The organism is Chitinophaga sp. W3I9 (genome assembly GCF_050434025.1).
Lineage (GTDB): Bacteria > Bacteroidota > Bacteroidia > Chitinophagales > Chitinophagaceae > Chitinophaga.
In genome coordinates, this window is sequence record NZ_JBNPWC010000001.1 from 5,247,952 (window position 1) to 5,271,730 (window position 23,779).

Annotated in this window: 18 protein-coding genes and 1 pseudogene; 8 read left to right on the top strand and 11 right to left on the bottom strand. The window is 49.3% G+C overall.

Features of this window, described 5'->3' with window-relative positions; all coding sequences use genetic code 11:
- Nucleotides 1-67: 67 nt before the first annotated feature.
- Both QFZ51_RS21255 and QFZ51_RS21260 read right to left on the bottom strand, forming a co-directional pair.
- Nucleotides 68-559, bottom strand: a complete 492-nt coding sequence (locus tag QFZ51_RS21255) for a DUF421 domain-containing protein (RefSeq protein WP_429048660.1) — start codon at nucleotides 557-559, stop codon at nucleotides 68-70.
- Nucleotides 556-1,035 carry an inorganic diphosphatase gene (locus QFZ51_RS21260; RefSeq protein WP_429048661.1) on the bottom strand — a complete coding sequence of 160 codons (480 nt, stop codon included), beginning with the start codon at nucleotides 1,033-1,035 and terminating at the stop codon, nucleotides 556-558. Before QFZ51_RS21260 ends, QFZ51_RS21255 begins: the two co-directional genes overlap by 4 nt.
- A 122-nt stretch (nucleotides 1,036-1,157) precedes the next feature.
- On the opposite strand from QFZ51_RS21260, the gene QFZ51_RS21265 reads away from it, so the two are divergent.
- Complete coding sequence (locus QFZ51_RS21265; protein WP_429048663.1) at nucleotides 1,158-1,382, top strand: hypothetical protein; 225 nt, start codon at nucleotides 1,158-1,160, stop codon at nucleotides 1,380-1,382.
- A 63-nt stretch (nucleotides 1,383-1,445) separates the two neighbouring features.
- Here the strand turns inward: QFZ51_RS21265 and QFZ51_RS21270 are convergent, their stop codons facing one another.
- Complete coding sequence (locus QFZ51_RS21270) at nucleotides 1,446-2,582, bottom strand: FG-GAP-like repeat-containing protein (RefSeq protein ID WP_429048664.1); 1,137 nt, start codon at nucleotides 2,580-2,582, stop codon at nucleotides 1,446-1,448.
- 131 nt (nucleotides 2,583-2,713) lie between these two features.
- Nucleotides 2,714-3,643, bottom strand: a complete 930-nt coding sequence (locus QFZ51_RS21275; protein ID WP_429048666.1) for a sensor histidine kinase — start codon at nucleotides 3,641-3,643, stop codon at nucleotides 2,714-2,716.
- Between the two features lie 499 nt (nucleotides 3,644-4,142).
- On the opposite strand from QFZ51_RS21275, the gene QFZ51_RS21280 reads away from it, so the two are divergent.
- The 3 genes and pseudogenes from QFZ51_RS21280 (at nucleotide 4,143) to QFZ51_RS21290 (ending at nucleotide 8,739) form a co-directional block, all read left to right on the top strand.
- On the top strand, nucleotides 4,143-4,703 hold the full coding sequence (locus QFZ51_RS21280; RefSeq protein ID WP_429048668.1) for an AAA family ATPase: 561 nt from the start codon (nucleotides 4,143-4,145) through the stop codon (nucleotides 4,701-4,703).
- Nucleotides 4,704-4,730: 27 nt separating this feature from the next.
- The gene (locus QFZ51_RS21285; RefSeq protein ID WP_429048670.1) at nucleotides 4,731-7,115 is read left to right on the top strand and encodes an ABC transporter permease; all 2,385 of its coding nucleotides are present in this window, start codon (nucleotides 4,731-4,733) and stop codon (nucleotides 7,113-7,115) included.
- Between the two features lie 243 nt (nucleotides 7,116-7,358).
- A pseudogene (locus QFZ51_RS21290) lies at nucleotides 7,359-8,739 on the top strand (sulfatase-like hydrolase/transferase).
- Nucleotides 8,740-8,965: 226 nt separating this feature from the next.
- On the opposite strand, the gene QFZ51_RS21295 reads toward QFZ51_RS21290, so the two are convergent.
- Nucleotides 8,966-9,988 carry a DUF3500 domain-containing protein gene (locus tag QFZ51_RS21295; protein WP_429048672.1) on the bottom strand — a complete coding sequence of 341 codons (1,023 nt, stop codon included), beginning with the start codon at nucleotides 9,986-9,988 and terminating at the stop codon, nucleotides 8,966-8,968.
- 136 nt (nucleotides 9,989-10,124) lie between these two features.
- On the opposite strand from QFZ51_RS21295, the gene QFZ51_RS21300 reads away from it, so the two are divergent.
- The 3 genes from QFZ51_RS21300 (at nucleotide 10,125) to QFZ51_RS21310 (ending at nucleotide 13,890) form a co-directional block, all read left to right on the top strand.
- Complete coding sequence (locus tag QFZ51_RS21300; RefSeq protein WP_429048673.1) at nucleotides 10,125-11,585, top strand: patatin-like phospholipase family protein; 1,461 nt, start codon at nucleotides 10,125-10,127, stop codon at nucleotides 11,583-11,585.
- 2 nt (nucleotides 11,586-11,587) lie between these two features.
- Entirely contained in the window at nucleotides 11,588-12,265 is a 678-nt protein-coding gene (locus QFZ51_RS21305; protein ID WP_429048674.1) for a hypothetical protein, read from the top strand.
- A gap of 65 nt (nucleotides 12,266-12,330) precedes the next feature.
- Nucleotides 12,331-13,890 carry a serine hydrolase domain-containing protein gene (locus QFZ51_RS21310; RefSeq protein WP_429048676.1) on the top strand — a complete coding sequence of 520 codons (1,560 nt, stop codon included), beginning with the start codon at nucleotides 12,331-12,333 and terminating at the stop codon, nucleotides 13,888-13,890.
- Here QFZ51_RS21310 and QFZ51_RS21315 read toward each other — a convergent pair.
- Nucleotides 13,808-14,374, bottom strand: a complete 567-nt coding sequence (locus tag QFZ51_RS21315; protein WP_429048678.1) for a hypothetical protein — start codon at nucleotides 14,372-14,374, stop codon at nucleotides 13,808-13,810. The two genes, QFZ51_RS21310 and QFZ51_RS21315, sit on opposite strands and share 83 nt — an antisense overlap.
- 145 nt (nucleotides 14,375-14,519) lie before the next feature.
- On the opposite strand from QFZ51_RS21315, the gene QFZ51_RS21320 reads away from it, so the two are divergent.
- Nucleotides 14,520-14,819 (top strand): DUF1905 domain-containing protein, encoded by a 300-nt coding sequence (locus QFZ51_RS21320; protein WP_429048680.1) that lies wholly within the window; start codon nucleotides 14,520-14,522, stop codon nucleotides 14,817-14,819.
- 187 nt (nucleotides 14,820-15,006) lie between these two features.
- Here QFZ51_RS21320 and pafA read toward each other — a convergent pair whose 3' ends face one another.
- The 5 genes from pafA to QFZ51_RS21345 are packed head-to-tail and all read right to left on the bottom strand — an operon-like array spanning nucleotide 15,007 to nucleotide 23,779.
- A complete protein-coding gene (pafA, locus tag QFZ51_RS21325; protein ID WP_429048682.1) occupies nucleotides 15,007-16,629 on the bottom strand; it encodes an alkaline phosphatase PafA in 1,623 nt (540 codons plus the stop codon).
- 8 nt (nucleotides 16,630-16,637) lie between these two features.
- Nucleotides 16,638-18,779: a hypothetical protein gene (locus tag QFZ51_RS21330; RefSeq protein ID WP_429048683.1), complete on the bottom strand. Its 2,142-nt coding sequence runs from the start codon at nucleotides 18,777-18,779 to the stop codon at nucleotides 16,638-16,640.
- A 13-nt stretch (nucleotides 18,780-18,792) separates the two neighbouring features.
- A complete protein-coding gene (locus tag QFZ51_RS21335; protein WP_429048685.1) occupies nucleotides 18,793-21,030 on the bottom strand; it encodes a glycoside hydrolase family 20 zincin-like fold domain-containing protein in 2,238 nt (745 codons plus the stop codon).
- A 44-nt stretch (nucleotides 21,031-21,074) separates the two neighbouring features.
- Complete coding sequence (locus tag QFZ51_RS21340) at nucleotides 21,075-22,295, bottom strand: fibronectin type III domain-containing protein (RefSeq protein ID WP_429048686.1); 1,221 nt, start codon at nucleotides 22,293-22,295, stop codon at nucleotides 21,075-21,077.
- A 5-nt stretch (nucleotides 22,296-22,300) separates the two neighbouring features.
- Nucleotides 22,301-23,779, bottom strand: a complete 1,479-nt coding sequence (locus QFZ51_RS21345) for a SusD/RagB family nutrient-binding outer membrane lipoprotein (protein ID WP_429048688.1) — start codon at nucleotides 23,777-23,779, stop codon at nucleotides 22,301-22,303.

Sequence of the window (23,779 nt, forward strand, 5' to 3'; positions counted from 1 at the left end):
GATGGGGGATGCCATTAAAATTCCACAATCAACTATAAAACCGTGTAATAAAATGCACAATCATCATCTATTCCGGCTTCAATATAAAACTGATCCTTCCGTTCGTTTCCATGTATGCCTGCTCTATTTCAGCAAGCGAGGCCTTCAGTGTTTCCAGTCTCAGGCTTTCCATGAGATCGGATTTACTCAAACAGGCCTTATTCATATTCTCCCATTTAATTTCTCCTGCATCATATAGCAGCAGTGGCTTTCCTTTTACCAGCCGGTTGATCATATTGCTTTTCAAAGAGATCCAGGCCAGGCTCCTGTTGATAGCCACCATTACAGCGGCGGCGGCTACAGTACCTGAAAACGGCGAGGCGCCTACAATCACCCTGGCCAGCACTGCTCCCATCATAATTACAATAATCGTGTCGAAAGCTGATTTCTTCCCAAAAATGCGCATCCCTCCCAACCGGATGAGGGTCAGGGTAACAAAATACATGGCTACCGCCCTGACAGACATCTGCAGCACATTTAACTGATCGCCTTGTCCCCACAGGTTAGCCGCGGCACTCATTTTTCAGGAAATTTTATTTGCTCATAGGCAGGAGCTGCTTCTATATATCCAAGTGGCGTAAACTGTTTTCCTTCCTGCTCATTATAGTTAATAAAGAAAAGCTCTATTTCCCGGATGGTTTGCGCCGACACCGCATCCACTCCTTTATATAACCTGGATACCACCGGCACCGCTATGTAGCGGTCGTTCCGGACAATGGTGCCATCCCTTTCCTTTTGCTCTGCTTTAATAGCGCCCAGCAAACGGCATTTGATCAGGCAGCCGGGAAAGCTTTTAAATTCAGAGATCACCATCACATCCAGTGGATCTCCATCAGCACCCTTGGTTCCCAGGATAAAACCAAAATCATATGGGAAAACCATACCGGCGGGTAATATTTTACTGAGTACAAAAAACCGCGATGCAGGGTCGAAATCGTATTTTTCACTACTCCCTCTCGGAGTTTCAATAACAACAGGTAACTCTTTAATGATCATACGCACATTTTGTTGGTCTGGTTAAATAGGATAAAGAGGACTCAGCTGCGAAGAAACAAAAAAAGGACCAACCAACCCACATAAGGCATAATGATTGTACCGCAAAAGATAAACTTTGCGATATGGATACCTTTAACATACAACTCGACAATCACGAGACCGGGGTTACACGCCACGACGAAGATGTGTTTATCGTTCGTCTTCCTGAAAAAACTATTTACGTGGAAAAAAGGCAGGACAATGAAGGAGCTAACCACTGGTTTGAACAGGGCAAGGATAATGAAACTTCCCTCACCGCTAATATTGGGGCCGCCATTGAGAACTGGCTGGCGAAACATAATTCCTGAATTTTTTTTACAAAAAAATACTGCCTACTTATCTTGCAGGCAGTATTTTTATAAAGATGCTGATCACTGGTTTCCTTTATTATAAAAGATGAACAATCCATCTTTGCCGGCTACGATCACATCTTTTTTGCCTGATCCTGTAAGATCATGCGTCACAAAATATAATCCCGCTCCTTTTGATCCATAGCTGATCACCTGTTTGGTGAAAGAAGAGCCGTTCCATTTAAAATAATAGATACCGCAGGGATCATCGGAACCCGGATCATGATCATTGTGCGCACGGTAACGCTTTCCTGTGATCAGCTCCGGTTCCCCATCTCCATCTATATCTTCCCACAGCATGGTATGATATTGCGAATTGAAAGGATCAATGGCATGTTTGATCCATAGCCGCTTATTTGTTTTGCTGTCCTTCTTTTGCTCGTACCAGTCGAGCCCATAATCATGCCCTTGCCCTGCTATAAGATCAGGCAACCCATCCTTATTTACATCGGCTACTATTACCGGCACGCTGGCCGTGCCGAGGTTAAACTCCGGGTGGAAAGTCCATGCAGCACTGTAAGGCGATGCCGGCGCTTCTGCCCAGCCTTCCGGCACCACCAGGTCCGTACGTCCGTCGCCGTTAATATCACCGCTGCCCAGGCCATGCCCCGATTTGCGGTCCAGTATTGTATGCGCGGTAAATGCTGCACTGCCTTTGGTATAATGATATACCACCAGCGGATCATTCGGCGTATTGGGAATTATTTCGGGAATACCGTCGCCATCCAGGTCCCATGCGCGGGTGGTTTCAATATTGCCAGGTGTGGCGATCACATGTTCTTTCCATTCGTTGTCGTTCCCCGGGTTCTCCTTCCATACCAGCGTTTTCCCAAACCAGCCGCCGGTCACATAATCCATGCGGCCATCGCCGTTTACATCAAAAGGAATGGTGGAGAAGTCATCCCAGTATTCGCCAAACTGCTTTACCGGGCCAATATAATGACGCTTGAAGTAAGCCGGTCCTTCATACCAGAAAGCACCGGATACCAGGTCAGGGATCTTGTCATTGTTTACGTCCATCACCGCTACCGATTCATAGCTTTCTGCAGCGATCTGCCGCTTTTCAAATTTCAGGGGCGCAGGACCTTTGGCAGATTGGGCGGAAACCGCTGCAGTCAATAACAATAATCCTGCAACAGGAACAAGGCGTTTTTTCATATCGAACAGTTAAACGTGGAATAGAACAAGATAATGAATACCTGTAATAAACTATCCTGTAGTGTCCTGATGGGTCAGGAAGTATCCCCGCTGGTAACCGATCCGCATGCAGGAAGCCCTGCAATAATGTATTAATTGAAAGCTGCCTCGTCTTCCGGGGAAAAATCCCCTTTAGCAAAATGCAGGGTAAAGCTGGTGCCGCTTTCGGGCAAACTTGCTACTTTAATAGTGCCACCATTTTGCGCCGCAAACTCCCCGCAGAGCAATAAGCCGAGGCCCGTGCCACGTTCCCCATCTGTACCGTACTTCGGATGCTGGTGGGAAGTGAACAGGGTGCTGAGTTGCTGCGGCGACATGCCCACACCGTGATCGGTAATAGTAATCACCACATCCTCTGCTATCACCGCCATTACTTCTATCTGCCCGCCGGTATAACTAAATTTCAGCGCATTGCTGAAGAGATTCCGGAGGATCACCGACACCTGGTCGCGGTCCGCATACAAAGCAGTAGTTACGGGTATCTGCAATTCTACTGTAATCTGTTTTTGTTGTATGATCAGTTCAAAAAAATGAAGCACTTCTGTTACCACGGGCGCCAGTAAAAAATGCCGGGGCCGGGTTTGGATCCCCTTCATGCTGCGGGTGCTCCAGCGTAGTACGTTGTCGAGCGTAACACCCAGCTGCGATACTTTTTTGTGCAACACATCTGCCGCTTCCTCCATGTCCTCGCGGGGATATTGTCCTTTCCGGAACATGTCCAGCAGGCTTTCCAGCGTAGCCAGCGGGCTGCGGATATCATGCGCCACAATAGAAAAAAGTTTTTCCTTGTCCTTGTTCATCGACACTAATGCCTGTCGCTGCTGCTCAATTTCCTGCTGGTAGTCCGCCTGGATATACTTAAAAAAGCTAAGTGCCACCACCACAAATAATAATGCCACCGCCACATTCCACCATACCCTTTCCACCGGCACCGGTGGCGCCAGGTACCACACGACCGCGGCATAAATATAATCAGCATAAAAGCTGTGATCACCAGGAGGCTCAGGCTCCCCACTATCCATTTATTATCGTAAATCAGGATTACGATAAAAAGGATGTTCAGTAAAAAATATTCCGCCCCGTTATGAAAATAAACACCGGTAAACGTATAGATCAGGATACTGATACAGATCAACACTATCCTTGCACTAAGATACATCCGATACTTATGGAATATCAGTACCAGCACGGAAGTAGTGGTGGTAATGGCATTCAGGCCCGCCAGTATGTACCTGCCCTGGATCGTATTTAAGATGCAATAAAAAAACATGAAAGGAATACAGGGCAATGACAATAAATTCAATAATTTTGTGCGCCTGGATTCTATATAGGGCATAGCAGGATGCACACCAACATTCACGATGTTGTTCCAGTGATATTCGGCTGAACGGTATAGAAATTGCTTGACTCCCTGCAGCATAGATGCCGTAAAGATACTTTATAACGTTTGTCGGCGGAATATTTTTTTACCCCCCTCCCCACTTCCTTTAATCCAATTATTTATTTTTTTAATTTATTAAGATGAACAAAAAAGTAAGAGATCACTTTTTTATCGTCACGGGTGGGCCCGGCATGGGCAAAACCGCTATCATAGCGGCGCTGCGTGAACAGGGACATATCACCGTTCCGGAAACGGGCCGGGAAATTATCCGGCAGCAGGTAGCTGCCGGCGGGCAGGCACTGCCCTGGGTCAACCGGCAGGCATTTGCCCGGCTGATGTTTGAGCAGTCTCTGCAGGATTACCTGGAACAGCCAGCCACCGGCCGCCCCGTATTTTTCGACCGGGGCATTGCCGATACCATCGGTTATCTTGAACTATGCAGACTGCCCGTTCCGGAAGAAATGGAGCAGGCCGCCGCCTTATACAGGTACCATCAAACCGTATTCCTCGCCTCTCCGTGGAAAGCCATTTATGAACACGATAAGGAACGTAAACAATCTTTTGAGGAAGCCGTGCAAACTTATGAAAGCATGATAAAAGTATACAGCCGGCTGGAATATAAGCTGGTTCAGCTCCCCGAAACCACCGTGGCGGAAAGGGCGGCATTTATACTGGATAGCACCCTGCATCTTCCTTTATAAACAACCATAAAAATATTATCTTCCTGTATGCTCTTTAACTATTTGAAAATAGCCCTTCGTCACCACCGGAAAAACAAGCTGTATGCAGGCATCAATATCATTGGCCTGGCCATTGGTATCAGCTGTGTTTTGCTGGCATTTTTATATTTGAAAGATGAAAACAGCTTCGACCGGTTTCATCATCAGAATCCACATCTTTACCGTATCACCACTGCTGTAACCCAACCAGGTGGCAGTCCGCAGTGGACGGGCAGCACCGGTCAGTTACACGGCCCGGCTTTCAAAGCGCAGGTACCGGAAATAATCGCCTACACCCGGGTGATGGGCGGAGATATTTACGGGGATATCATTGCCGGCAACAAAGTACTCAAACAACAGCTCCTGTTTGTAGCCCCCGGCTTCTTCCAGGTCTTTTCTTTTCCCCTGGTAAAAGGCGATTCCGCCACTGCGCTCAACGACATTGGATCGGCCGTTATTACAGAAAGTACGGCCCTGAAATACTTTAACCGTACCGATGTAACAGGTGAGCTGCTCCGGATGGACGCCGACCCTTCTGCCCGGCGCCTCGGAAAACCACTGGTGATCAGCGGCGTGGTGAAAGACCCTCCCATACATTCTTCTATCAGGTTTGATGTATTGCTCCCCTTCCGGTTTATGCAGTTGTCGTTTAACGACACCGACTGGAACAATGTATACCTAAGCACATTTGTGGTTACCCGGCCCGATGCCACCATAAATACAGTTACGCAGCAACTAAACCGGGTGGGGGCAGCCTATGCAAAAGATAATAACACCACCGCCCTCAGGTTTGGCCTGCAACGGATCACCGACATTCACCTTCATCCGCTCTACTCCCCCGACGGTAACCGCGAAGGCGGTGTGATCAACGGCAGCAACCCCGTATTTGCCTGGATCTTTATAGGCATCGCCGTATTTATCCTGGTAATGGCGGGTATTAATTTTATCAATATTACACTCGCCGGGTCCCTGAGAAGAAGCAAAGAGGTAGGTGTCCGCAAAATTAATGGAAGTAGCAGTATACAAATCATCAATCAGTTCCTGACAGAATCCGCGCTGCTTTGCGCCATCGCGCTGCTGCTGGCCTTTCTGATGGCCGCCGCCGCGCTGCCGGTATTTAATGAACTGTCCGGAAAAGCCATTGCTATCCAGGCAATATTGCAGCCGCTAACAGGACTGGCCGCCGCCGGATTGCTGTTGTTCATCATTGCATTAACCGGTGCTTACCCGGCATATGTGCTGGCGAAATTCAGCGCCATAAAAGCCTTTTCCGGGCACCAGCCGCTAACCGGCAGGAATATACCCGGACGAATACTGATTGTCACGCAGTTTTCACTGGCCGTATTTTTCCTCATTGTTACCGCCCTGTTTTACCGGCAGATGGATTATGTGCAATCGAAAGACCTGGGCTATCGTCCCGAACAGGTAGTGGTAACGCATATCAGCGGCGACCGCAACCTCAAACAGGTACAGGATATTCTGAAAAATGAACTGGCCAGTGAACCTGGCATCACCGGCCTTTCCTTTGGAGGTGAACGCGGTGGCGCCAGCGCCGTACATCTTCATGATAAAGAGATCGCAGCCGTCCACCGGGTGATCGATAAAAACTACCTGGCTGCATTGGGCATTACACTCAAAGAAGGCCGGAACTTTACAAACAACTGGTCCAATGGCGTAATCGTAAACGAAGCCTTTGTAAAAGCTGCCGGGCTCCAAAATCCCATTGGAACACCCATCCGCACGGATGAATATTTTGATAAGGAAATGAGGACCATCACCGGCGTGGTGAAAGATTTTCATGCCGGCTCCCTGCGCGAACGCATAGCACCCATGGTGATGATCATGAGCCCCTGGTATGGCGGCGACGTATGGATAAAACTGGACCCTCGCAGGCAACAGGCCGCATTAACCGCAGTGGCGGCCGCATATAAAAAGGCATTGCCTGAAACCGCCTTTACCTACAGTTTCCTCAACGACCTAAATGCACAGGAATATGCGCAGGACCAACGCTGGAAAGTAATTATCCGTTGGGCGGCATTACTGTCGGTGCTCATCTGCTGCTCCGGGTTATTCGGGCTCGCGCATATTGCTACCCATCAACGGATGAAAGAAATCGGTATCCGGAAAATATTGGGCGCCGGTGTGACCAGCATCATCACCCTTTTTTCAAAAGAGTTCCTGCAACTGGTAGCTATTGCCTTTATAACAGCCGCTCCCCTGGCCTGGATAGTGATCCATCGCTGGCTACAGGGCTTTGCCTACCACACCGGTATCAGCGCATGGATCTTTGTGGCTACAGGCAGTTTTACGTTACTCATTGCACTGGCTACGGTTAGCTTCCAGGTAATCCGCGCTGTTGGCGCTAATCCGTTGAAACACCTGAATGCCGGCTGATAATATAAAGGAACAACGCCGGACATTTCAGCAGGAAAAAACTATATTTATGCCCGGCACCCCTCCGCTATCTGGGGCTAAAAGTGAACAATTATCCTGATGACAAAGACTACTTTCTTTCAAAAAATCAGTACCGGATTGTTATGCGGTTTACTCTCGCTAACGGTATCTGCGCAGCAAAAACCTAACATCGTTATTATTTATGCAGATGATCTCGGATATGGAGATGTAAGCTGCTACGGTATGAAAAGGATCCAAACACCGCACATCGACCGGCTGGCGCAGCAGGGCGTCCGGTTTAGCAATGCATATGCTACCTCTGCTACGTGTACCCCTTCCCGTTTCGGCATCTTAACAGGCAAGTATCCGTGGCGGCAAAAGAATACCGGCATCGCTCCCGGCGATGCTTCGCTGATCCTTCCTACCGACCGCCGTACCCTTCCCGGCATGTTGAAAGACGCCGGCTACCAGACCGCTGTTATTGGTAAGTGGCACCTAGGTCTTGGCGACGGCACGGGCATCAACTGGAACAAATCCATCAGCCCCGGTCCCCTGGAAGCAGGATTTAGCTATTCCTTTATTATGCCCGCTACCCTCGACCGTGTGCCCTGTGTATTTGTGGAAGATCACCACGTAGTAAATGCAGATCCCAATGATCCTATCGAAGTAAACTATAAACATAAAACAGGCAATGATCCTACCGGCCTGGAAAATCCGGAAAAACTGCGCATGCATCCCGATCCCCACCAGGGACATAACCAAACCATCGTAGACAGCATCAGCAGGATCGGCTGGATGAGCGGTGGCAACAGCGCCCGCTGGAAAGATGAAAACATTGCCGGGATCATCACCCGCAAAGCCATCGACTTCATCAGCAAAAATAAACAACAACCATTCTTTCTCTATTTCGCCAGCGGCGATATCCATGTACCCCGTTACCCTAACAGCTTGTTCCGGGGGTAAAAGCGGCATGGGCCTGAGAGGAGATGCTATATTACAGCTCGACTGGACCGTAGGCGAAATTGTAAAAGCGCTGGACAGCCTTGGACTCACAAAAAACACGATGATCATTTTTTCCAGCGACAATGGCCCCGTGCTCAACGACGGATACCTGGACCAGGCAGCAGAACTGGCCGGCAACCACCACCCCGCAGGACCTTTGAGAGGCGGCAAATACAGCGCCTTTGAAGCCGGCGCCAGGGTACCTTTCATCGTTAAATGGCCTGCCGGCATCAAAGCAAAACAAACTTCCAACACACTGATCAGTCAACTGGACCTCTTTGCTTCCTTCGCCCGCTTAACCGGCCAGTCCATCCAACCCGGTGAAGCACCGGACAGCTTCGACATGCTGCAACAATTGCTGGGCAAATCCCGTCAAAACCGCCCCTACCTCGTTACACATGCGGGCACCCTCGCCATTATCTCCGGCGACTGGAAATATATTTCACCCTCCAAAGGCGCCAAACTCGACCGCGATGTCAACATCGAACTGGGCAACGACACCGCCCCACAACTCTACCACCTGACCACCGACGCCGGCGAACAACAGAACGTAGCCGCACAATATCCTGCCAAAGCATCCGCACTGGCTGCGGAACTCCAGGCAATACGCGATAAGCCATAAGTTAAATAGGGGCTCACCGCGGATGTTGTCTTTCTCACTGATTACGCTGATTATACTGATTTGCTTGATTTTTACTTTTTGGATTTTAAAGGATTTTAAAGGATTTTGGGAGATATAAGCGGATATTTTCGCTCATATCTCCCAAAATCCTTTAAAATCCAAAAGAGTAAAATCAAGCAAATCAGTATAATCAGCGTAATCAGTGAGAAAGACAACCTCCGCTGCATTATCTCGCATGGGCTGCCCTGTAATGTTCCAGCAGCAGGTCGCCGCCGAAATCGTTTTTCAGGTCCCGTACGATGGTGTGAATGTGGTTGGCGTTATTTTGGGTATTGTCGTATTCGATAATGAGGCCGGGGCCCTGGATGCGGTAGTAGCAAGGATTGCCCAAGGCATGTACTGTGCTTCCGGCCCATGTAAACCACAGGTTATCCAAACCATCTTGTTGGATATCCTTCAGCATTTTATCGGCGAACAGTTTGGTGAAGCGATGCACATATACGTTAATGAGCTGGAGTAACAATTGCTGATGTGCGGGGCTCAACTCCCTAAAACGGATGCCTTCCGGGTGTGCAATCATGGCGTTGCGGCTGTTGCCCGTAATGATTTCAGCAGGCGCTTTGGCGGTTACCAGCGCCTTCTGCAACTCCGCTGGCGACAGGGCATGCACAAGGTCAAAGGCCAGTGTTGTTTCTTCTTTCAGTACTTCCTTATCTTTTTGTGGTCCGTCCAGTACAATAGCAGGATTAGCGCCCAGGAAAGCCGGGGTGCCCGCTACCAGTTCTTTTTTATCTGCCGAAAAATTAAATGCCACATGATGCCCCTCAAACCGCCAGCCCCAGATAGTATTGGCGGCAGGCACACCAAAAATGGTGACGAAGTATTTGCCGGGGTCACGGTAATGATCGTTCTCTTCCCGGTGTTCCAGCTGTTTCAATACCTGGTCGAGCTGCATGATATCATTCACCTTTTTCACGGTGGTTTCACTCAGCGCCGTATTCAATAAATCCATGAGCGCTTTTCGTTGCGCCGGGTTCAGCTCATTTACAGAAATACCCTTCCGGTCGTCCCGGGGAACATACGCAAAATGATAGCGTTCACCGGTATCGAAAGGAAAAAGTGTTTGTGCCTGCTGCGCTTTACTGAGCAACCGGATAAACCGGTTTGCCTTTTCAGACATCTCCTGCGCCAGGAGAGGCCCGGTGAATACGCAACAACCAATAATGAATAACAGGACCAACCGGTGCATAAGGAGCATTTGAATAACGTGGAAAAATAATAACAGATAAATATAGTCGATCAGCAACGATTCTGCAACCTTATGCCGGAATGAAAAAAATCAAAAAAATGATTAATTTAGAAGGATACCCCTTATACATAACATTATGCCGCCGAAAAACCCTGTTAAATTAACCGTATCCGATTTTATTCACCACCACGAAGTGATTGCGGAGCTGGAAAGTTTAAAGCAAACTTTTGATCCTGCTGCCAGTGGTGGCAGGCCCCTCATCGTTTCTGACGTGCTGGATGCCGATGGTCATCAATATGTAAACCTGGTACAGAAAGGCGGCGGCGTATTTGGCATTGCCCTCGTAGGATATACCTATATCCTGGAAGAAATGGGTATCCGTTTCCTCCGGCTGGCCGGTACCAGCGCTGGAGCCATTAATACGGCGCTGATTACAGTGATTAAAAATAAATCTGATAAAAAATCAGCGGAAGTATTACAGGCCATCTGCGACCTGGATTTCTTTTCCCTGGTAGATGGACATCCCGCGGCACGCACGCTGATCAAAAATTTTATTACCCGGAAAAACTATATCGATAAAGCCAAAAATAAGCTGTTGGTGGTACTGGCGGCATTTGCATTACTGATAGTGGGTGACGTGGTGCTGGTGGGATTGAGCAACAAATATCCCGCGCTGTATGTATGGACCGGCATCTGTTTTATTCTCAGCGGATTTTTATCGCTGGTGATTGGCATTGGTGTTTCTTATCTGATTGATCTTTTTAAAAGACTGAAGAATTCAGGGTATGGAATAAATCCGGGAGATGTTTTTTATGACTGGATCAAACGGTTGCTGCTGGAGAACCAGGTGGCTACGGTGAGCGATCTGAATAGGAAAGCGGCCATTTGCCCGGCGCTGCAACTGCGCGTACCTAATCAAAGCGGACTCGAAGAACTGAAAGGAGATGTCACCTTTATTGCCTCCGAACTGGTTACGCAAAATAAGATCCAGTTCCCTGCCATGTGCTCACTGTTCCGCACGGATGTGGATACACTCTCCCCTGCCGGATTCATCCGCGCATCCATGTCTATTCCCCTCTTCTTTGAATCTTATATGATCAATGATATTCCGGCAAACGACATCCGGATCAAAGACGCGTGGAAAAAGTTTTTCGGTATCACGCAGCCGCCTTCCACTGCCCGCTTTGTAGATGGGGGCATCCTGTCTAATTTCCCGATCAGCATCTTTTTTAATCCCAACGTAACGGTGCCGAGGTTGCCCTCCTTTGGCATCGACCTGGACGACAGCAAGCCCGCCGACAAACAGGAAAATGCCTTCAGCTGGTCGCTCACCGGGTATTTCGGGCGGATGTTTAATACTATCCGCAACTATTACGATAAAGACTTCCTGCTTAAAAATGAAGTGTATCAGCGCGGCGTGGGAAAAGTGGACCTGTCGTCCGATCAGTACAACTGGCTCAACTTTTTCCTGTCTGATAAAGATAAAATCGACATGTTTGTGCTTGGCGCCAAAGCGGCCTGTGAATTTCTAAGAAACTTCGACTGGGAAACCTATAAAAACGACCGTACCGATCTTCAAATCCAACTCAAAAAATAAATATGGAACTTGTTATTTCAAATGCATGGTGTTGGTTATGTTTTTCTGCGGCACTGTTGCTGCTCACCGCTTTTATTATGCTCCGCCAGGCGCGTCAGTTCTACCTCATGGATGTAGTGGTGCGCAAGTTCAGTATCATCGATCTGCAGTTCCCTGCTTCTTCCAAAGAGATTCCGGAGCTGATCAAAGGGATCTACGCATTGCCCGCCCCGCAGCAATCACGTACGCTTTCAGCCCTCCGCGGACAGCTGTGGGTCGACTTCCTTTTTATGCCTGCCTTTTATGGCAGCATCTTTTTGTTATGCATTCAGGTGGCAAATAAAATGACGCCTGCCGGCGAAATATTTTTTGAATGCCTGGCATGGCTTCAGCTCATCGCGTGGTTGTTTGATGTAATGGAAAACTGCTACCTGCTGAATAAAATAAAACCAGGCGTAACGCCCTCCACACCCGAAGTACACAAGGCATATCAACAAATGGTGTTTGCCAAATGGATCCTGTTATTAACCGGCACCGTATGCGCATTCTCCGCATTGCTGTTTTTCTGGGTGTCAGGAAAATATGAAACCAGCTCGCTGCACTACCTGTTAATACTGACAGGTGAAGGAGTTGTATTTGTTATAGCGCAGGTTATAGCCGGCAGGCGCAAAGCCTCGGAAGATGCAGCACCAGTGGTATAACAGCTATCAGTAAGATGTAAATTTATTTAATCATTCCACGTTTCACGCTAATTTCCATGAACTCAATGCAATCCAGAAGACATTTTATTAAAAATGCGGGGCTTGGCCTCGCGGGGATCGGGTTTCTTCCTGTGCTGGGCCCTGTTGGCCAGCTATGGCGCCCTTCCGTGTTGCTGCCGCACGCCCTTCCTGAATCACAGGGGGTATCGTCCCGCGGCATCCTCTCTTTTATCGAAGCTGCCAATGCTTCCGGCATCAGCTGGCATAGCTTTGTATTATTAAGGCACGGGCATATTGTGGCCGAGGGCTGGTGGAATCCTTACTCGGCCGAATTTACGCACTCGTTGTACTCCTTGTCGAAAAGCTTTACCAGCACCGCGATCGGCATGCTGATAAAGGAAGGCAAACTGGATATCCAAAGTACTGTGGTGTCGTTTTTCCCAAAAGACATACCGGCTACTCCGTCGCCTAACCTGCAGAAAATGACAGTCAAACACCTGCTGACCATGAACACCGGCAATGGCGCGGACACCCTGCCACCCATGCTTAAATCAAATAAAACCTGGGTACAAACTTTCCTGGAACAACCAGTGGAATTTGAACCCGGCACTCATTTCCTGTATAACACCGGCGCCACCTATATGCTGGGCGCAATACTCCACGCCATCACCGGGCAAACCCTGGAACAATACCTCAGTCCCCGCCTGTTTGAGCCGCTGGACATTACCGGGTACGACTGGGAAACCTCGCCACAAGGACTGAATACCGCAGGGTATGGCCTCCGCGTTAAAACAACAGATATCGCCAAACTGGGGCAGCTATATCTGCAAAAAGGAAAATGGAATGGCAAAATACTCCTCTCCGAAAGCTGGGTAAAAGATGCCACCGGCTACCAAACCTCCTCCCAGGAAGGTAATGGCGACTGGGCGCAGGGCTATGGCTACCAGTTCTGGCAATGCAGGCACGGCGCCTACCGCGGCGATGGCGCCTTCGGACAGTATTGCATCGTAATGCCTGATAAAGATGCGGTGCTGGCTGTGACCAGTCAAACCGCCGATATGCAGCAATCCCTCAACATCATCTGGGAACACCTGCTCCCCGCACTGCACGACACCGTGCTGCCGGACAATCCATCAGAGCAGGCGGCACTCAAAACAGCGCTGGGTCGTTTAGCCTTGCCCGTGGTAACCGGCAACATGGCTAAAGACACTGCTTCCCGGTACCAGCGCAAAACCTGGACACTGGATAAAAACGATTTTAACGCCACCACCATGCAGTTCGATTTCTCACCAGCCGGTTGCACCTGGACTATCCAAACAACCGAAGGCCTAGCCAGTATCCGTTTAGCTTGGGAAAAATGGGTACTGAGCAAAGAACGGCAGCACTATAAATTTCCGGAAGTGGGATTAAATCATCAGCCCACCAAAGTAGCCGGCACCGCCACCTGGATCAATGATAATACGTTGCAACTGAACCTGCGCTTTGTGGAAACGCTGCACGGCGACAGGATTCAATGTGTTTTTGAAGGAGATAAACTGACCGTTACATTCCTGGATAGCTTAACTGCCATGTCTGCCGGAAAGGCCGATAGCCGGAAACCGTTGAGTGGAGTGATGAAGGGTTAAGCCGGGTATGCAAACGCGTTGCATATTTTAGTACCTGTTGCTCATGGTTGGTAAAGAGCTGGTCCCGCTTAGTGAGCGGGACTTTTCTCTTATTGATCCATTTGATCATGTTGCCTTTTTGAAAATAAGCCCGGTCTTCTTCTATCCTGATATTTTTACTGCTAAAAGAGCTGTCGTACATCGGAATGTTATAATGGTAATCCCGTGTATAAATAAATACCGGCGTCCCTTGATCGTAGTAGATTTCGGTCCGCTTTTTTCCCATCTCCCCATACACATCCTCTACAATGAGCACAATGCTATCTCCGGAAAAATAGCCTGTCACCGCTCCGCCCTCTGTACTTCGTTCCTCTGTATCTATCACTACCTGGCGGTACGTTCTGATACCGGCATTGATTTTCCGGTACCGCTCCATGATGTGCCGGGTGTCAGTCCCGGACTGATAAAAAACAAGTAAGAGGCAACAAACCTTCAGGTAAGACATGTAGAATTGTATATTTAACTGCCACAAATTAAACATTTGATTTCCTATTTTCACAATTGTCGCATATCGCCCTCAAGAATGTCGTTTTAACCCACCCTCGCATCACGGTAACAGCGCTACCTTTATCTTACAAAATCATATTCACATGGCAACTGTAAAAGAAAAACCAGCAAAAGGCAAGCTGAACAAGCAGTTTAGCGCAACACTACTGAAAAGCCCCAATGCCGGTGGCTGGACTTACGTAATATGGCCGGATTCTGTGGCATTTTTCGGCACCCGTGGCCTGGTAAAGGTAAAAGGCACCATTGACAACCACCCTTTTCAAAGCTCGTTTATGGCTTTGGGCGACGGCACCCATAAGCTGCCGGTAAAAGTGGAACTGAGAAAGCTATTGGGAAAAGAAGCCGGGGATACCGTAACGGTGAAGCTTACGGAGCGGCTTTAAGGGGGCATAGTGTATTCATAGTGCATGGGGAGTGCATCAGAAGTGCATGGGGAGTGCATGGGGAGTGCATGCTAACAGTATTGATAGCGCATGGATACTCCAGGATATACGCAAGGCTGAAGCATGGGAGAAGTAACCTTGAGGTAACTGTTACTCCTGTCCGTTATATCGCCAATCAACACCAAACCTACCTAAACATCTCCCAAATCACCTCCCCGATATTCCCACTGGGCACCTGGATATTCAGCAATGCCGCCACGGTAGGCGCTATATCTGTCATACCGGTGGTACGGTAGGTGCTACCCGGCTTTATCCCCCAGCCCATCCATACAAGCGGAATATGCGCATCATAAGGATACCATAAGCCGTGTGTGGCGCCGCTCCGGCCTCCATCTTTCCAGCCGGCCTGCATCAGCAGGATCACATCACCGCCGCGCTGCTTATTGTACCCATTTATCAGCATGGTGCGTAAAGGCTCATGCAATGCAGCCGTACCAAGATCATGCAAACTAACGGCATCGGCTATACCGGGAGTTGCTTTCAGCTTCTCCGTTACTAATGCGATAACCTGTTGCAGCGGAATGTTCCGCGCCGCAAAGGCGGAACGGTCGAGGTATAACTGGTAGGCCGATAAAGCTACGACGCCTTTTGCTACGCCAAATTGCTCAGCGATAGCAGTATTAATATCCTTCAATACAATGTCTGCATCCAGCAGGCCGGTGGGCAGCCGGTGCTCTTCGAGGAAGCCAGGCGACTGTGACACGCCGTGATCTGCGGTGATAAAATAGAGGTAGTTGCCTTTGCCGAATCTTTTATCAAGATAAGTGAAGAATGCTTCCAGGTCTTTATCAAGACGCAGGTATAGATCTTCTTCCTCGATTGAATTAGGTCCAAACTGATGCCCCACGGCGTCGGGAGAAGAAAAGCTCACCGCAAGAAAATCTGTTTCCATACCGGCGCCAAGGCCATAGCCTTCAATGGCTGCTTTGGCAAAGGCAAAAGTAAGCGTGTTGCCATAAGGGGTGGTGCGTATGGAATTCTTTTCCCTGCCGGTGAAAGTGTGTGGAAACACCGGCGCTGTCTCATGACCGAATGATTTTTCATAGTCTTTATTGTCCGCATCACTTTGTGTATAGGTGGTGATGGGATATAGTGTTTCCCAGCCTTTTGCCAGGTATTTCACGGGCAACTGTTGTTCATTGAAATGCTGCGCCCATTCCGGCAATGCTTTCATATAATAACTGCTGGAAATAAAGTTACCCGACTTGCCATCATACCAGAAAGCTGCATTGGCCGTATGACCTGCAGGAAGAATAGAGGCCCTGTCTTTCAACGCAACGCCTACCACCTTGCTTTTGAAATTGGTCGCCAGCCGCAGCTCATCTGTAACAGTAGACACCAGCAGATTGCGGGGCGACATATTCCCTGCTTTCCCTTCTGCTCCTACCGTGGTTTCGGTGCTATCTTCCGTGCAATACACGGATCGCTGCAACGCGCGGCTGTACCAGTCGTTGTCCACGATGCCATGCACCGCCGGGCTGCTGCCGGTATACACCGACGTGTGCCCGCAGGCCGTTACCGTGGGCGCGTAATTGATATACGTTTGCTCACATTTAAAACCCTCGCGCAACAGGCGCTTAAAGCCACCATTCCCATACCTTGCGGCATACCGGTACAGGTAGTCCCAACGCATCTGGTCTACCATCATGCCCACTACAATCCTTGGTTTGGATGCGGGCGCCTGCGCGGCTGCGGTAACCACCAGCAACACCAGGATGCCCGCTGCATAAAGTTGTTGTATCTGTTTCATATTTTAAATCAGTCCAGTATTTTCAGGTAACGCGCCATCCAATAAGGCAGCAAATATTCATCTCCCGCCAGCTCGGATTCACCATTGCCGCCACCATCCAGGGTAAAGGCATTGGCATTATGACGATGCACCGGCTGTTCATCCAGTGGCAGCAGTACTTCCGTGTACTGATGCCGGAAATTAGGAGGAAGCAGTGTAATGTCTTTACGGTTTGAATTGGTAACCTTCCAGGTGATCAAATCCATCGGGAAAGTTTGCAGCCACCAGGTAGTAGCCGGGGCGTCGTAATCGCCCGAGGTAGCCAGCGCAATCAGATTCCATACGGCATTCTTTTCCGGTTGCTCCACTTCCCAGTGATTGCGGATAGCGCCTTTATACTGTGCCTTCAACTCATCCGTGAAGGCGTATTTATACAGCACCCAATAAGTAAGAAAGGCCATCTCATCATCAGAATGATTCCAGTCGCCCATGCCCATATCAATTCCCTGGTGCAGGTATCCCGGTGTTGGTTTGATAGTGCGGTAGTCGATCTGTATGTTTTTCAGATAGCCGTGCCTGTTAAGCAGCTTATAGGCTTCTGTTTTATATTTTTCTTTGCCGGTCAGCTGATACGCCAGCTGCAAACCCGCAATGATAGTGGTGCTGCCCAGTCGCCGGTCGCCAATGGTGGTCGGGTACCAGTTGATGTACTCCGGGTTCCAGCGCGCCCACAGTGTGGGCTTGTTGTCGATGTCCACCATCGTATACTTATGATCCACAATGTGTGTCATGATCTTATCAATAAAAGCAGTGACCCGCTTTTTTTCGTCCGGCGTTTCCGCCACCATTTCATGTAATATCGCCGTGATCCAGATATAGGCTACATACTCATCGCTGCTGGTATGGCCTTTCCACTCCCATTCGGGATCGGGTGAGTCGCGCCATCTTTCAGGATCAGAATTTTTATATCCTTTTCTTTCAAATGTCCGGGAAGGAAAACCTGTTAACTGGTTGATCGATAAAATTCTTTCAAATGCTTCAAAAGCTTCCCAGGCATATCTTTTAGCCATTGGATCATGGGTAACCGCATACCGGAAAGCCTGACTGCCGAGATAAAAGCTGCTCCACAAACCATCATTATCCGTATCCGCCATTTCAGCTGATCCCACATCTCCCGGCGGGTTCAGGTGAAGGTTGGCAATGAAGCCATAGCGGATGTGCCGCTCGCGTATCTTACGCTCAAAGTAGGCCGCTTTCTGCGCCAGTGTTTGTTGTATAAAAGCAATTTTATTAAGACCGGTACCGGTGAGTACATACACATCCCCATGGCTGTCGGCAGCCATACTTTTTACCATATCCTGATCCAGCCAGCGTTTGGAGGCGAAGTAGCGGTAAGTGCCGGAATCAGTGCGCATAAAAGCGCCGACGCCGGTACCAGCCCAGATATGCCCATTCGTCACCAGCAGTTCATTAATAACGGGAACGGGCACACGTGTTTGCAACGGCATACTCGTATCACCTGTATTGCGGTTAATACTGTAGTAGCCATTCGCCGTACCAAGCAGGATATCATTTCCTTTGAAAGCCATGGCAGTAGCATATTTCACCGTATGCACCACCACAAAACGCTGATCTTTCAGCGCATACACCGCTTTATTGGTTAAGATAAAGAAAGTACCTCCGTTGGCTTCCATCCGTTGCACCCCCTCCGGGATCAGCGGCAGCTCCTGCAGCCTTCCATTGTTGCCAATGGCTAATGCATCCTTGCCGGACAACAGCATACGACCGGCAGCATCTACCGCCACCCGGTTAAATTTCCCCTGCGGGAGATTAATATACGGGATACCTGCATATCCGTTGGTCAGGCATTTATCTGCGTAGAGATAATACAAATGGCCGCTTCCCTCCTGCGTGGTAACATCCACGGGGATCTTCTGTGCCAGTGGGCGGAAGCGCAGATCGCGCACCAGGTCGTTTCCGCTGAGGCGATAAAAGCCTTGCTTCGTAAGCACCTGCACGTTATCGTTATAGTCGGTGATTACTTTAATCAGCTCCAGTCCCTGCGGAATGTTGTACTTAACGGAAACCGCCTGTATAAAAGGCTGGTCAGACGCGGCACGGGCGGAGCACGACAGTAGCACAGCTGCTGCCAGGAAAGCTATTTTCTTCATCCCAATAATAATTTTATAATTTAATGAGCCACACTTCTGCAACCCTTGAATGTTGTCGCCAGTTTAAATGTTCTTCATTGATATCATCCCATGTCAGCAGCAGTGTGCCGCTTTTGCTGATATCAGCAGGTACGGGAAATTCTTTTATCTCTCCTGTTCCTTTGTTATAAAGAGATGGTTTCAGCAATACGCCATTCGCCCGCAGCAGGCTTTCGCCATAACCCGTTATTCTTACTACGTAATGCGCGGTAGTATCCAGGTGATCATAACGCATGGCTGAAGGCCAGCGCAGGCTTACCATCCACGACAACCGCTGGCGGCTGTAACCACCCTCCCACCAGTCGAAACCCGGCGTATCACTGCGGCGCATCAGCGGATCCGTGTGCAGGTCTTCCTTCCGGACTACATGCGGCGATTTCGATACATTGCCAATATCATCGTAGAAACTGCCCGGCCCCGGATTTTCCCATCTCCCCAAAGTATCCAGCGCCTTGCGCTGTTCTGCTAAAGGAAGCGTTTTAATATAACGGAACTTATCTTCCAGCCACCAGCGGTTATTCAACGGCCGGTCCAGGAAATCCAGTACCGCCCCGCGTTCCGGCCCGGCGGCTTTATACTTTGCCACACTGGTTTGCAGGGATACCGATTTATACAGGTCGTCGCACAATGCTATAATACGATCCCGCCATTGCAGCTTCACATTTTGATCTGCCTGTTGTAATATCCTTTCGGCGTTGGCTATCTCATTGCCCTTATGTTCCAGCAAGGTGCGGTTGACCTCCGCTTCCAGCGTGGCCTCCCGGATGGCACGTTCACGGGTATACGCATCGTAATACGCCCTCAGCAAACACATTTGCCAGCGCCAGTTGCCAGCCAACTCTGCGTGTAGCCGTTCCTGTTGTTGCCACAGTGTAAGCGTGGCTGTTATACCGCCGTTATCCGCTACCGGTCCTTCCCAGTTCTTTTCCAGCGCCAGGATCCCGTCTGCTATTAATTCCGGTGAGGCAGAAGGGAAAAAGTAATTGGCATACTGGATCATCATCTCCCGCACATCGGCCTTGCTATTCCACCCAAGCATGCTCCAGAGCATCTTATTAATATCGTCATGCGCGCCATCGGAGTAGCTGATAAAGCCATCCATATCAGGCACAATAAAACGGTAAATGTTTGCATAATATACCGGCTGCGGGTTCACCGGTTCACGGCCAAGGGTAAACGCAAATGCCGGGTCCCACCATACTACGGGATAGTCGCAGCGAACAGTATGGGTAATATCCGGGTAGTGACGGATCTTGTATTGCGCCGGCAAAGCTGCCCTGGTATCTTCCAGCGAAGGGCTGGACGGCCCTACTACAATGCCTCCCAGCCACAATGGTTTATGTTGATGGATATACGAATAAACGAAAGCGCATTCCGTGGAATCGTAGCCTTGCAGCGATAACCAGATGGAGGCTTCCGGATGATACTGCTTTAACGGAACCGCCAACTCCTCCAGCAGCGGCAGCACCAGCTGCGGTGCGTTGTTGCCGGGATCTCCGCCAGGAAAAAATACGGCATTCAGCCGCACTGTCTCGCGGAACAGCGTATCAAACTGCATCAGGAAATGATGCCTCTTGATAGTATCCTTCAGGTCAAACGTTGCGGGTGTCCACACCGAAAAATCCAGGTCGTATTTTTTACAGTACCCGCTGATCCGGTGGGTCATCTCGTTGGAAGAAACGGTGAAATGCGGCGACGCCGGCATAAACGGAATCGCTTCTATACTGTTGGCCCCGAAGATGGCGAGGTCACGGATATACTGTTCATATTGCTCCGGTGTCCATCCGTCGTAGGAGTTGGCCAGGTTGCGGTATCCGATCTGGTGACCGCGGATTCCTTTCTCTGGTGTGGCGTCTGCATGTATCTCCTCCGGCAACATCGCCGCCTTCTGGCGGTACTGCATAATACGCAGCAAATAGCCCGCCCCATATAACAATCCGCGGGAGCCATCTCCCTCTACGAGAATAATGCGGCCTGTTCTATGGATATGATACGATTCCGGCGCACATGGCTTTGTCTGAAAGATGATCACCATGCCATTTTCCGGCGCCTGCGCTGTGATGGGCCATACAAGGCCGGTACGGCGTTTCACTTCTTCCTGTAATACCTGCGCGGCAACCTGTTTATCTTTTGACACAATGGTTACGGGTGGCAATACAGACCCGGCACAAAGTTGCGGAATGAAAAATAATATGATCAGGAATCCTCTCATTATTTCATAAACTGATGATTGTAAAAAAAGGAATAGCAGGACGGTTATTTCATTGTATTCTTCAGGAGATTTTCTCCGTTGGCTTGTTTTTCCAGGTCAAAAGCATCATACAATTCGCCGGTAGCCGTATAGGCGCGGAAAGAAACCACCGCGGGCTTAACATCCACCACCTGGAACAGCTGCGTATAAGAGCCGGTGCGGGTCATCCACGGCTGCGGATCTATCTCCGACATTTTGGGTCCGCTTACAGACACTACGTATACCGGTCCCTTGTTGCCGTCGCGTCCACGGGCATAGGTATGGTCATGTCCCTGGAGTACCAGGTCTACTTTATACCGGTCGAACAGTGGCTTAAAGTTTTCACGCAGCCGCTCGTTGTTGCGGCTTTTCTTGGTCGACAGTACCGGGTGATGGAACGTGATGGCCGTCCACCGGTTGGGATTATTTTTCAGCAGCTGTTCCAGCCATACCTTTTGACGGACCAGCAACGTATCGGATATTTCCACTTCCTGTGAATTAAGCGAAATAAAACGCATGCCCTGCACATCGGTATAGTAACAGGTTTCTTCCAAACCGGCCGGGCCGTTTTCCGGCAAGGTAAACTGCGGCCGCCAGAAGGCAGAAGGCACATCCTGACCTGCGGCGTTTTCATAGTATTCGTGGTTACCGGTCGTCATCATACCCGGAACTGTGCTGTGAATAAAACCCCCTGCTTCAAACCATTGCTGCCATTCATTGTTATTATTGCCCCTGTTCACCAGGTCGCCCGCATGAATGATGAGGCGCGCATCCGGCGCCACGGACCAGGCTTTCCGGATGGTCCTTGACCACATGGAAAGAATATTTGCCTGGGCATCTCCCAGGTAAATAAACGAAAAGGGTTCACCGGGCAATCCTGCCGTACGAAAAGAAAACCATTCGCTCCAGTCGTTCTCCTGCCCTACGCGGTACACGTAATTGGTATTGGGTTGGAGGTGATCGAAAGTAAAGTGATGATACCGCACCGGTAAGGAATCTGCGAAAGGCGGCGTAGTAACAGCAGTATACCGTGTAGCCGTTGCCGTGAAACGCGGATCGGCAGTTGCCGGCGCTAGTTCTGCATAGCTGACCGCTGCCGCCTCACCCGTTCTCCAGGTAACAGCCGCTGAGCGGGAAGGGTCGGCTGTTACATTTAATACAATCCTGTCGGGCCGCAAACGCTGGGCATATACTTGTTGTAAAAAGCAGGTGGCCAGCAGCCACCCGCTTATCAATATTTTCTTCATAGCTTTTACTTCAGGTACCACATCAGCGTGGTTTGTTTATCTGCTCCAAATACGGTGAGTGCTTTCTGGTACTGTTCTTCATTGGTATCTCTTTCGCCGGTGGGATAAATATACCGTTTAGGCAGCACCGTAGTGGATGCCATTGGGCCGAGTACAAACTTAGGCAGGCCCGTGCGACGGTTATCAAACCATGCTTCCGCGCCTTTCAGGAAACCGGCAATCCACTTCTGGCCAATGAGCTGTTCCAGCGTACCATTATATTTCACAGATGCCTGATCAAAGTAACCGGCATTAATAGCTGTCTGGTCTACACCATAAAATTTCATGTTGGCATGGATGCCATCATAATACAGGCTTTCCGCTGTTTTACCCGCCACCGTTACTTTTCCTGCCTGTACGCATTCTGCCAGGATGAAACAAACTTCCGCGTAGGTAAGCATGCTGGCCTTCAGCATAGACCCGTTGGGACTGCTGAACAAAGAAGAAAGGCGGGAAATATGATACTTACCCCCATTATAATCATAAGGTGCAGGAATCGCATTGGGTACGCCGACATAGGGATTGGGATCTGTTGTCCATTTGGTCAACGAATCAACCTGTGCTATCCATACCTTCAGGCGGGGATCATTGCGTTGCAATAAAGCAGCTACAATTTCTTTGCTGGGCTTGCGCTTATCAAATTCATCAAAGGAACTTCCCAGCGGGCTGCCTGGCCAGCTATTGGCGCTCACAGCACCCTGGTAAATAATTTCCGCATTATCTGCATTGCTTTCAAAGATGGGATATTTGCTTTTATCATTCAAGATCTGCTGCATTTCTGTAAAAGCAGTTGGATAGCTTTTGGAAATACGCAACAGCATCCGCAAACGCAGCGAGTTGGCAAACTTGCGCCAGTTCAGCGGTTCACCCTTATACATCACATCTGCTAAAGTATCTATCTTACCGGTAACGGCAGACAGCTCATCATTTGCTTCTTTCAATGTTTGCAGTAAAGCAGGGTATACGGTTTGCTGCGGATCATACTTCGGATGGGCCAGTGTTTGACTCTTCAGCAGCAACGCTTCACTATAAGGGATGTCGCCAAACAGATCGGTGACATATGCAAAATTAAAAGCTTCCAGCACCTTGCCTACAGCTACATACTGCGGTGCATTCAGCTTCTTTGCCAGGTCCATCATCTCCCGGTTGGATGACAGCTTTGAATAGTATCCATCCCAGCTTTGAGGTCCCCAGTCGAACTTATCATTTCCCTCATTACGCACCATGGTAATATAACGACCGGCGGAAGCGGGCTTATCAAAGTAAGCTTCTTTCTGATAATCGTAAGCGGTATTGATCAGCACTGAGGATAACAGGAATTCAGGATTGATCACTTCCGATTCATTCGGATTCACATTGATATCTTCCAATCCTTTTTCGCAGGATGCAAAGAGGACGCCGAAGATCAGTATCAGGTATTTAAAAGGCATGCGTTGCATAACCAT

Excerpts from the sequence above, each read along its gene's own strand:
- QFZ51_RS21255 (WP_429048660.1), bottom strand. The coding sequence starts at position 559 with ATGAGTGCCGCGGCTAACCTGTGGGGACAAGGCGATCAGTTAAATGTG.
- QFZ51_RS21260 (WP_429048661.1), bottom strand. The coding sequence starts at position 1,035 with ATGATCATTAAAGAGTTACCTGTTGTTATTGAAACTCCGAGAGGGAGT.
- QFZ51_RS21265 (WP_429048663.1), top strand. The coding sequence starts at position 1,158 with ATGGATACCTTTAACATACAACTCGACAATCACGAGACCGGGGTTACA.
- QFZ51_RS21270 (WP_429048664.1), bottom strand. The coding sequence starts at position 2,582 with ATGAAAAAACGCCTTGTTCCTGTTGCAGGATTATTGTTATTGACTGCA.
- QFZ51_RS21275 (WP_429048666.1), bottom strand. The coding sequence starts at position 3,643 with ATGGATAGTGGGGAGCCTGAGCCTCCTGGTGATCACAGCTTTTATGCT.
- QFZ51_RS21280 (WP_429048668.1), top strand. The coding sequence starts at position 4,143 with ATGAACAAAAAAGTAAGAGATCACTTTTTTATCGTCACGGGTGGGCCC.
- QFZ51_RS21285 (WP_429048670.1), top strand. The coding sequence starts at position 4,731 with ATGCTCTTTAACTATTTGAAAATAGCCCTTCGTCACCACCGGAAAAAC.
- QFZ51_RS21295 (WP_429048672.1), bottom strand. The coding sequence starts at position 9,988 with ATGCACCGGTTGGTCCTGTTATTCATTATTGGTTGTTGCGTATTCACC.
- QFZ51_RS21300 (WP_429048673.1), top strand. The coding sequence starts at position 10,125 with ATGCCGCCGAAAAACCCTGTTAAATTAACCGTATCCGATTTTATTCAC.
- QFZ51_RS21305 (WP_429048674.1), top strand. The coding sequence starts at position 11,588 with ATGGAACTTGTTATTTCAAATGCATGGTGTTGGTTATGTTTTTCTGCG.
- QFZ51_RS21310 (WP_429048676.1), top strand. The coding sequence starts at position 12,331 with ATGCAATCCAGAAGACATTTTATTAAAAATGCGGGGCTTGGCCTCGCG.
- QFZ51_RS21315 (WP_429048678.1), bottom strand. The coding sequence starts at position 14,374 with ATGTCTTACCTGAAGGTTTGTTGCCTCTTACTTGTTTTTTATCAGTCC.
- QFZ51_RS21320 (WP_429048680.1), top strand. The coding sequence starts at position 14,520 with ATGGCAACTGTAAAAGAAAAACCAGCAAAAGGCAAGCTGAACAAGCAG.
- pafA (WP_429048682.1), bottom strand. The coding sequence starts at position 16,629 with ATGAAACAGATACAACAACTTTATGCAGCGGGCATCCTGGTGTTGCTG.
- QFZ51_RS21330 (WP_429048683.1), bottom strand. The coding sequence starts at position 18,779 with ATGAAGAAAATAGCTTTCCTGGCAGCAGCTGTGCTACTGTCGTGCTCC.
- QFZ51_RS21335 (WP_429048685.1), bottom strand. The coding sequence starts at position 21,030 with ATGAGAGGATTCCTGATCATATTATTTTTCATTCCGCAACTTTGTGCC.
- QFZ51_RS21340 (WP_429048686.1), bottom strand. The coding sequence starts at position 22,295 with ATGAAGAAAATATTGATAAGCGGGTGGCTGCTGGCCACCTGCTTTTTA.
- QFZ51_RS21345 (WP_429048688.1), bottom strand. The coding sequence starts at position 23,779 with ATGGTTATGCAACGCATGCCTTTTAAATACCTGATACTGATCTTCGGC.